Source organism: Clostridium sp. DJ247 (genome assembly GCF_014231265.1).
Map to the genome: position 1 here is coordinate 1 of NZ_JABAIW010000101.1, position 6002 is coordinate 6002.

The 6002-nt window shown below is 30.4% G+C and carries 3 protein-coding genes; all 3 read right to left on the bottom strand.

The features are described from left to right. Positions 1–136: 136 nt before the first annotated feature. Positions 137–1477 carry a folylpolyglutamate synthase/dihydrofolate synthase family protein gene (locus HGI79_RS21825; protein ID WP_185652781.1) on the bottom strand — a complete coding sequence of 447 codons (1341 nt, stop codon included), beginning with the start codon at positions 1475–1477 and terminating at the stop codon, positions 137–139. A gap of 555 nt (positions 1478–2032) precedes the next feature. Further along, the gene (locus HGI79_RS21830) at positions 2033–2680 is read right to left on the bottom strand and encodes a hypothetical protein (protein WP_185652782.1); all 648 of its coding nucleotides are present in this window, start codon (positions 2678–2680) and stop codon (positions 2033–2035) included. A 548-nt stretch (positions 2681–3228) separates the two neighbouring features. Beyond that, positions 3229–5877 carry a valine--tRNA ligase gene (locus HGI79_RS21835; protein ID WP_185652783.1) on the bottom strand — a complete coding sequence of 883 codons (2649 nt, stop codon included), beginning with the start codon at positions 5875–5877 and terminating at the stop codon, positions 3229–3231. Positions 5878–6002: the final 125 nt, after the last annotated feature.

A 6002-nucleotide genomic window follows, 5' to 3' on the forward strand; every position in this document is an offset into this window, starting at 1 on the left:
TTTGAGGTACGAGTTTATCAAAGTTTCTTAGATTTTCAAAAACACGAACTTTAGACTGATTAAAAGTCTTTAACGTGCTGAAGTTTGGCAACACATTCTGGAGTGTAAGTTGAATTTTCACTTTTTACATATATTCTTATTCACTTGCTTTTATGATTTTCCTCATGTCTCCTATCATATATAGAGATCCTGAAACTAAAAGTAAGTCATCATCATTACAGTAGGATCTAGCTAGTCTATATGCATCATTATAATTTTCCACAGCTTCACAGTTAGCATTATACTTATCTATTATATTTTTTAGTTTCTCAGAGCTTTGTGCTCTTTCGTTATTAGGAGTAACAGCTATTACTCTTTTAGCCATAGGAACTATGATCTCAATCATTTTTTCTACTTCCTTGTCAGCTAGTATTCCAAGAATAAGTATCATGTTATTATATTCAAAATAATTTCTTACATTCTCTTTGAGTTTTTTAATCCCATCTATATTGTGTGCACCATCAATAACTACTAGTGGTTTATTTTTCATAACCTCAAGTCTTCCAATCCATTTAACTTCTGCTAAAGCACTAATAATATGATCTTTGGTTATATTTACTCCCTGTGTTATAATTTCTTCTATAGCAAAAACTGATGTAGCACAATTCATTAATTGGTGTAATCCTAAAAGACTTAACTCTATATCATAGGTATTTTCATATGTTTTAAGTTTAAATTTTTGAATATACCTGTTTGATTTCTTACTAATTTTATCAAAGTCTTTTTCATATATTATGCAATCATGAGGAACCTTTATTAATTTGCAGTTTCTTTCTATACACACTTTTTCTATAACAGCTTCAGCTTCTTTTTCTTGCGGATACATTATAACTGGTATCCCATTTTTTATTATTCCAGCTTTCTCATAAGCAATGTTTTCTAAAGTGTCTCCTAGTATATTTGTATGATCATAACTTATAGATGTAATAACGCTGGCTATAACGCCTCCCTTTTCAACATCAGAGAATGAAGGCATAACATTTGTAGAATCTAGTCTTCCTCCAAGTCCTACCTCTACTACTGCAAAATCAACCTTTTCTTTTAAAAAATAATGAAACATAGTACATGTAATTATTTCAAATTCTGTTGGATGATCATATCCCAGCTCAATAACTTTTTCAACAGCCTTCGATACCTCAGTAACTGCTTTGCTCAATTCCTCTTTAGGAATATTCTTTTCATTTATCTGTATTCTTTCTTCAAAGACCTCAATATATGGTGATGTATACATGCCAACCTTAAACCCAGCAGTCTTTAGTATTTTACTTAACATAGAAGTAGTTGAACCCTTGCCATTTGTTCCCGCAATGTGTATACATTTTAGCTTCTTATGAGGATTTCCTAAAAGCTCCAGTATTTTTTCTGTTCTACTTAATCCTAAATTACTTCCAAACCTAGCTGTATTTGTTATGTACTCCATTGTTTCTTCATAATTCATACTGTCACATCCCTATATTTTTTGTTTAAGATATATTCTTTACTCTTTTTATTATAACATGACGCAAAGCTATACATTAACAGGGAAATTTAAACTTACTATATATGTACAGTATGATATCGTATACTAAGAGCTTCTATGAACCCCTCCTAGCATTTTTTAGTATACGATATTATACACCGTATTAAACTATATCCTATTTACAGCTATTGGTTTTTACGCTCGAAACTTAACTTATACGTAGGAATATGTTGCCAAAACTGAAGCACATTTAAAAACTTTTTATCAGTCTTAGTGAAGTGTTTTAGAAGATCTTAGAACCTTATATATGTTTGAGCGCAGCGAGTTTATATAAGGTTCTTAGAAATTTATTATGAAACTACTCTTCCTTTCGTCAGAGTAGTAAGCGATTCGCACAAAATCACAGATTTTGGCTCTCTGCTTAAACACGAACTTTAGACTGATTAAGAGTTTTTAACGCGCTGAAGTTTGGCAACATATTCCGGAGTATAAGTTAAGTTTTCACTGTGGAGCTCTATAGGTTTTATATAAACATTATTCAACAGACTTTATAATATTACTTAGTCTTTGTATCTCGAATTCTATAATGGACTTTTGTTCTTGTCCTAGTTGTTCTCTCTGATTTATACGATTTTTCAATTTCTCTATTTCATTCATCAGCTGTTTAATTTCTGTTTCATCCTGTATATTAGAATCTTCTATCTTTTTAGCAAACTCCTTTATATAGTCGTTAAGTATGACTAATCTACTTTCACCATCTCTTTTAAGTAAATTTATATCTTTTCCTGATGCTTTAATTATGTTGATAACAGATTGCTTTCTTATCTCAGTGGGAAGATTTCCTGGCAAAGCTTTAAAAAATTCATCTATTATAAATACTGTTTTAGTATTATCATTTTCTAAGGTAAATTTATCATAAATTTCATTTATACTTAAGACTTGATTTATATCTGTATCTCTATCTTTATATTCACTTATTTCTTCCCTATCACTATTTATAGAAACATTATTAGATTTCATGTTTAAATTAGTAATTCCTAGCTCATTAGTTTCCTTTCTATGGTTTTCACCCACTTGGTTAGAGGATTCATTATTAAGCTTTATATTTTCCTGGTTTTCTGCTTCTTCATCTATTTTCTCAACAAGTTTAAACTTTTCAAATATGGACTTCTTAGTTCCCATGTGTTCACCCCTTATGAATATATAATTGAAAATATGTGATGATTATTATTAATAATACTACAAAGCATGACCTTAAATCTGAGATTTATATAAATTAGACAAATACTCCTGAAATGATTCCTATAACTATACATAATATACTTTCTACAAAGTATTTACATTGATAAGTAAGCCTGAATTTTTTCACTAGTAATCTTTGATTTAATATATATATTATAAATTCGCATATTAAAAGAGTAATTATAAAAATTATTACTGCCTTAAAATATATACTCATTATAATCAACCTTCCTCTCAACATCTTCCGAAAAAGGAATATTACATAAATATTACATTTAATAATATTAAATGTAAAATTGTGTTGTCTCAATTTAATATATAATATCTTTTAAAATACTATTTATTTTATATTTACGTAATTTTTTCATTAAACTTTAATACTTATTTTAACAAACTTAAAATTTATGTAATAAAAACACTATCAAATTCAATAAATTTGATAGTGTTTCTTTTCAATTAGGACTCTGTATTTATAAATAATCTACTAGTTATTTTAAACTTTCCAATCTCTCAATAACTGATTTTAACATTTCTTTATATTTGTCACCTTTAGCTTTTTCTTCATCAACAACTTCTTTAGGTGCCTTAGATACAAACTTTTCATTTGAAAGCTTCTTTTCCACTCTATCTATTTCCTTCTCTAACTTTTCTTTTTCCTTATTCAATCTCTCAAGTTCTTTTTCTAGATCTACTAAGTCCAGTAAAGGAATAAATATTTCCGCACCTCTAGTAACTACTGAAACCACATTTTCTGGAGCCTCTTCTTTATTATTTAAGAATTCAACCTCACTAGCTGAAGCAAGCTTTTGGAAATAGCTTACGCCATTTTTAAATGCATCTGCTGCATCACCTTCAGTTATATATGCCATTACTTTAGCCTTTCTTGATGGCGGTACATTCATTTCAGTTCTAACGTTTCTCAATGACTTTATAGCTTCAATTACATACTCCATATCCTTCTCAGCTTTTTCATCATAAAGGGATTTATCATATTCAGGCCATTTTGATATTGTAATAGATTCATATCCAGTATATAAATAAGTATATATTTCTTCAGTTATAAAAGGCATTATAGGATGTAACAGCTGTAAGCTTGTAGTCAAAACCTTATTTAGCACATTAAAGGCTATCCCTTTTGCCTCTTCATCCTCACCATACATTACTGGTTTTACAAGTTCAATATACCAGTCACAGAACTCTCCCCATATAAAGTCATAAACTTTTTGTGATGCAATACCAAGTTCAAATTTTTCAATGTTATCTGTTACCTCTTTTATAAGAGAATTCATTCTAGATAAAATCCATTTATCTGCTGCGCTGTAATTTTTACATTCACTATATTTCTTCATTATTTCTTCATCTAGGTTCATAAGAACAAACCTTGATGCATTCCATATCTTATTTGCAAAATTTCTAGCAGCTTCAACTCTTTCTGGATAATATCTTATATCACTTCCTGGGGCATTACCTGTTATAAGGGTAAATCTTAAAGCATCCGCACCATATTGTTCTATTACATCAATAGGATCTACACCATTTCCTAGTGATTTAGACATTTTTTTACCTTCTGAATCCCTTACGATACCATGAATTAATACATTATCAAATGGTATATCCTTCATACAGTAAATTCCTGAAAATATCATTCTTGCTACCCAGAAGAATATTATGTCATAACCAGTAACTAAAGTGCTATTAGGATAGAAATACTTTAAGTCTGGTGTTTCATCTGGCCAGCCTAGTGTTGAGAAAGGCCATAATGCTGAGCTAAACCAAGTATCAAGTACATCCTTATCTTGTTCTAACTTTTCACTTTCACACTTAGTACATTTATTTGGAGCATCAACAGCTACTATAACTTCACCACAGTCTTTACAATACCATACAGGAATTCTATGACCCCACCATAGCTGCCTTGATATACACCAATCCTGAATATTTTCCATCCAGTTAAAATATGTCTTTTCAAATCTTTCTGGAACAAATTTTACCTTCTTATTCTTAACAACTTCTATGGCTGGTTCAGCAAGAGGCTGCATTTTAACAAACCATTGTTTAGAAATCATTGGTTCAATAGTAGTGTTACATCTATCGTGGCATCCAACATTATGATTATGTTCTTTAGTATTTACTAAGAAACCTTGATTTTTTAAATCTTCAACGAGAAGTTTTCTAGCTTCATATCTATCTAAGCTATCATATTTACTTCCTGGGAAGTTAATTGTTCCATCTTCATGCATTATATTAAGTTCCGGTAGGTTATGTCTTTTACCTACTAAATAATCATTTGGATCATGAGCTGGAGTTATTTTAACTGCTCCTGTACCAAACTCAACATCTACATAATCATCCGCTATTATTGGTATTTCTCTGTTTACTAGAGGAAGCATTAAGTTCTTTCCTATTAAATGAGCATATCTTTCATCATTAGGGTTAACTGCTACAGCAGTATCTCCAAGCATTGTTTCAGGTCTTGTAGTTGCTACCTCTAAAAACTCATCACTACCTACAACTGGATATTTAATATGCCAGAAGTGACCACTATGTTCACTATATTCAATTTCCGCATCAGATAAAGCAGTTTGACATTTTGGACACCAGTTTATGATTCTATTACCTTGATAAATTAATCCTTCATTGTATAATTTAACAAAGACAGTTCTTACAGCCTTATTTAAGTTATCATCCATGGTAAAGCTTTCTCTAGTAAAATCAACTGAGCATCCTAATTGCTTTATTTGGCTTCTTATTCTTTCCCTATACTCATCAGTCCATTCCCAAACCTTTTCTAAGAAAGCTTCTCTTCCTAACTCTTTCTTCTTCAAACCTTTTTTAAGCAGTTCATTTTCCACTTTAACTTCTGTAGCAATACTAGCGTGGTCTTCTCCTGGCAACCATAAAGTGCTGTAGCCTTGCATTCTCTTAGTTCTTATAATTATATCTTGAATTGTATCATCAAGTGCATGACCTAGATGAAGCTTTCCAGTTATGTTAGGTGGCGGTAATACTATAGTATAAGCTTGTTTATTTTCATCTACTTCTGGAGTAAAATATCCTTTATCCCCCCAACTTTTGTAAATTCTTTCTTCAAACTCCTTAGGATTATAATTTTTAGCTATATTTCTTGAATCTTCCACAAAAATCCTCCTCTATTTATATTATAGATAACCACGCCCGAAATTTAATTTATACTCCGGAATATGTTGACAAACTTCAGCACGTTAAAAACTTTTAATCAGTCTAAAGTTCGTGTTTAAGAAAA